We start from the raw sequence: 3,176 nt of genomic DNA on the forward strand, positions 1-3,176 counted from the left end.
TCTGATAGGCGTCCAGCAGAGCACGCTTGGCGGCCGGGGTGAGGGTGGTGGGCGCGGTCCTCTCGGCGCCCGGCGTGCCCGTACCGAGCCGCTCCCGGATCCGGTCGGGGTCCGCTCCCGCTTCGGTCAGCAGCCTCCGGGTCGAGTCGTGCTGGGTGGCGGCGGCCAGCAGATGCCGGGCGTCGAGGTCGTCGCTGCCCTCGGCGGCCGCGATCTCCCGTGCCTCCGCGACCAGCTCACGGGCCCGTTCCGAGAGCAGGCTGCCGATGTCCACGGTCTGCACCCGCCGGGTGTGCGCGGCGGGACCGGCCCCGCCGAAGAAGCGGTTCATGAGGTCGTCGAACTCTTCGAAAGGGCTGCGTCCGAAACCGAAACCGGGAGAAGTCATGAGCCGGGCCTTTCCTTGGCATCAGGCGTACCGCGCCTACCAAACTCGCACATAGTGGACATCCCCGCACAGGGGCGCCCGCCGAGATGCGAACCGCGCCCGGGGCGGTGAGGCTGGGAGATGAACCTCTACCAGCGAGGAGGGCTGCCATGTCCTTCATGGACAAGATCAAGGGCATGCTCAAGGGCCACGAGGACATGGCCGACAAGGGCATCGACAAGGGCGGCGACTACGCCGACGAGAAGACCCAGGGCAAGTACCAGCCCCAGGTCGACACCGCCCAGCAGAAGATGAAGGACGAGCTCCGAGGCCACGACCGGGACTACCCTCCGCACCCGTAACCGCAGGCCAGGCCGCCGGCCAGGGCACCGGTCGGACGGGGCGCGACGGGCGCCGGGCTAGAATCGCGGGGTTTGTCCCCGCCCGGCCGGCCCGTACGGAGTTCCCCGATGCACAGCCCTCACGACCCGTACGTCCGTGTCCGCGGTGCCCGCGAGCACAACCTCAAGGGCGTCGACGTGGACATCCCGCGGGACGTGCTGGCCGTCTTCAGCGGTGTCTCCGGCTCCGGGAAGTCGTCGCTTGCGTTCGGCACGATCTACGCGGAGGCGCAGCGGCGCTATTTCGAGTCGGTGGCGCCCTACGCCCGGCGCCTGATCCACCAGGTCGGGGCGCCCGAGGTCGGGGAGATCACCGGACTGCCGCCCGCGGTCTCGCTCCAGCAGCGCCGCTCGGCGCCGACCTCACGCTCGTCGGTCGGCACGGTCACCAACCTCTCCAACTCCCTGCGCATGCTGTTCTCGCGCGCCGGGGACTACCCGCCTGGGGCCGAGCGGCTGGACTCGGACGCCTTCTCCCCCAACACGGCGGCAGGGGCCTGCCCCGAGTGCCATGGCCTCGGCCAAGTGCACCGCACGACCGAGGAGTTGCTGGTACCCGACCCCTCGCTGTCGATCCGGGACGGCGCGATCGCGGCCTGGCCGGGTGCCTGGCAGGGCAAGAACCTGCGCGACGTCCTCGATGCCCTCGGGTACGACGTGGACCGGCCGTGGCGCGAACTCCCCGCCGAGCAGCGGCGGTGGATCCTGTTCACGCAGGAGCAGCCGGTCGTCACGGTGCACCCCGTGCGCGACGCCGACCGCATCCAACGGCCGTACCAGGGCACGTACACGAGCGCGCACCGGTACGTCATGAAGACGTTCTCGGACTCCAAGAGCCCCACCCTGCGGGCGAAGGCGGAGCGCTTCCTCACCAGCGCGCCCTGTCCGGCGTGCCACGGCAGCAGGCTGCGGCCGGAGGCGCTGGCGGTGACCTTCGCGGGCCGTACGATCGCGGAACTCGCCGCCATGCCGCTGGCCGAGCTGGCCGGGGTGCTCCAGGGCACGTCGGAGGCGGCGCGGGTGCTCACCGAGGACCTCAAGTCCCGGATCGCACCGGTCGTCGAGCTCGGCCTCGGCTACCTCGGTCTCGACCGCGCGGCGCCCACCCTCTCCGCGGGCGAGCTGCAACGCCTGCGGCTCGCCACCCAGTTGAGGTCCGGTCTGTTCGGTGTGGTGTACGTCCTCGACGAGCCGTCGGCCGGCCTGCACCCGGCGGACACCGAGGCTCTGGTCGGGGTGCTGGCCCGGCTGAAGGCCGCGGGCAACTCGGTGTTCGTGGTGGAGCACCACCTGGATGTGGTGCGCGGCGCCGACTGGCTCGTGGACGTGGGCCCGCGCGCGGGCGAGCACGGCGGGCGGGTGCTGTACAGCGGCCCGGTGGCCCAGCTGGCCTCGGTCGCCGAGTCGGCCACGGCCCGCTTCCTCTTCGGCCGCTCCCCCGCGCCGGTGCGTGAAGTCCGTTCCCCCAGCGGCCGGTTGCGGGTCGGCCCGGTGACCCGGCACAATCTGCGCGGGCTGACGGCCGAGTTCCCGCTGGGTGTCTTCACCGCGGTCACCGGTGTGTCCGGCTCCGGGAAGTCCACGCTCATCGGCGAGATCACCGAGGAGCTGGACGGCGTCGGCCGGCTGGTCTCGGTCGACCAGAAGCCGATCGGCCGCACCCCGCGCTCCAACCTCGCCACCTACACAGGCCTGTTCGACGTCGTACGGAAGGTGTTCGCGGCCACCGACCAGGCCCGCGAACGCGGTCACGGCGTGGGGCGGTTCTCCTTCAACGTGGCGGGCGGGCGTTGCGAGACCTGCCAGGGCGAGGGGTTCGTCACCGTCGAGCTCCTGTTCCTGCCGAGCACGTACGCGCCGTGCCCCGGCTGTGGCGGGGCGCGCTACAACCCCGAGACGCTCGAAGTGACGTACCGGGGGCGGAGCATCGCCCAGGTGCTGGACCTGACGGTGGAGGGCGCGGCGGAGTTCTTCGCGGACACCCCGGCCGTGGCCCGCAGCCTGGACGCGCTGCTCGACGTGGGGCTCGGCTATCTGCGGCTCGGGCAGCCCGCGACCGAGCTGTCCGGCGGGGAGGCCCAGCGCATCAAGCTGGCGAGCGAGCTGCAGCGCGGCCGGCGAGGCCACACCCTCTACCTCCTCGACGAGCCGACGACCGGCCTCCACCCGGCCGACGTCGAGGTGCTGATGCGCCGGCTGCACGGACTGGTGGACGCCGGCCACACGGTGGTGGTCGTCGAGCACGACATGGCGGTCGTCGCGGGCGCGGACTGGGTGATCGACCTGGGGCCGGGCGGCGGCGACGCGGGCGGCCGGATCGTCGCGGCGGGGTCTCCACGCGAGGTCGCACGTACCCGGGAGAGCGCGACGGCGCCCTATCTGCGGCGGGCCCTCACCGGAACGTGAAC

Annotated in this window: 3 protein-coding genes; 2 read left to right on the forward strand and 1 reads right to left on the reverse strand. The window is 72.4% G+C overall.

The features are described 5' to 3' along the window. The coding region (locus ACFW2E_RS44185; protein ID WP_384477036.1) for a Clp protease N-terminal domain-containing protein at positions 1–388 on the reverse strand (388 nt) is incomplete at its 3' end. A gap of 149 nt (positions 389–537) precedes the next feature. Here ACFW2E_RS44185 and ACFW2E_RS44190 point away from each other — a divergent pair. Then, on the forward strand, positions 538–729 hold the full coding sequence (locus ACFW2E_RS44190; RefSeq protein WP_384477038.1) for an antitoxin: 192 nt from the start codon (positions 538–540) through the stop codon (positions 727–729). Between the two features lie 108 nt (positions 730–837). Continuing rightward, complete coding sequence (locus ACFW2E_RS44195; RefSeq protein ID WP_384477041.1) at positions 838–3,174, forward strand: ATP-binding cassette domain-containing protein; 2,337 nt, start codon at positions 838–840, stop codon at positions 3,172–3,174. The last annotated feature ends 2 nt before the right edge of the window (positions 3,175–3,176 follow it).

Source organism: Streptomyces sp. NPDC058964 (assembly GCF_042741275.1).
Taxonomy (GTDB): Bacteria; Actinomycetota; Actinomycetes; order Streptomycetales; family Streptomycetaceae; genus Streptomyces.

Coding starts and splice junctions, on each gene's coding strand:
- ACFW2E_RS44195 (WP_384477041.1), top strand. CDS start 838: ATGCACAGCCCTCACGACCCGTACGTCCGTGTCCGCGGTGCCCGCGAG.
- ACFW2E_RS44190 (WP_384477038.1), top strand. CDS start 538: ATGTCCTTCATGGACAAGATCAAGGGCATGCTCAAGGGCCACGAGGAC.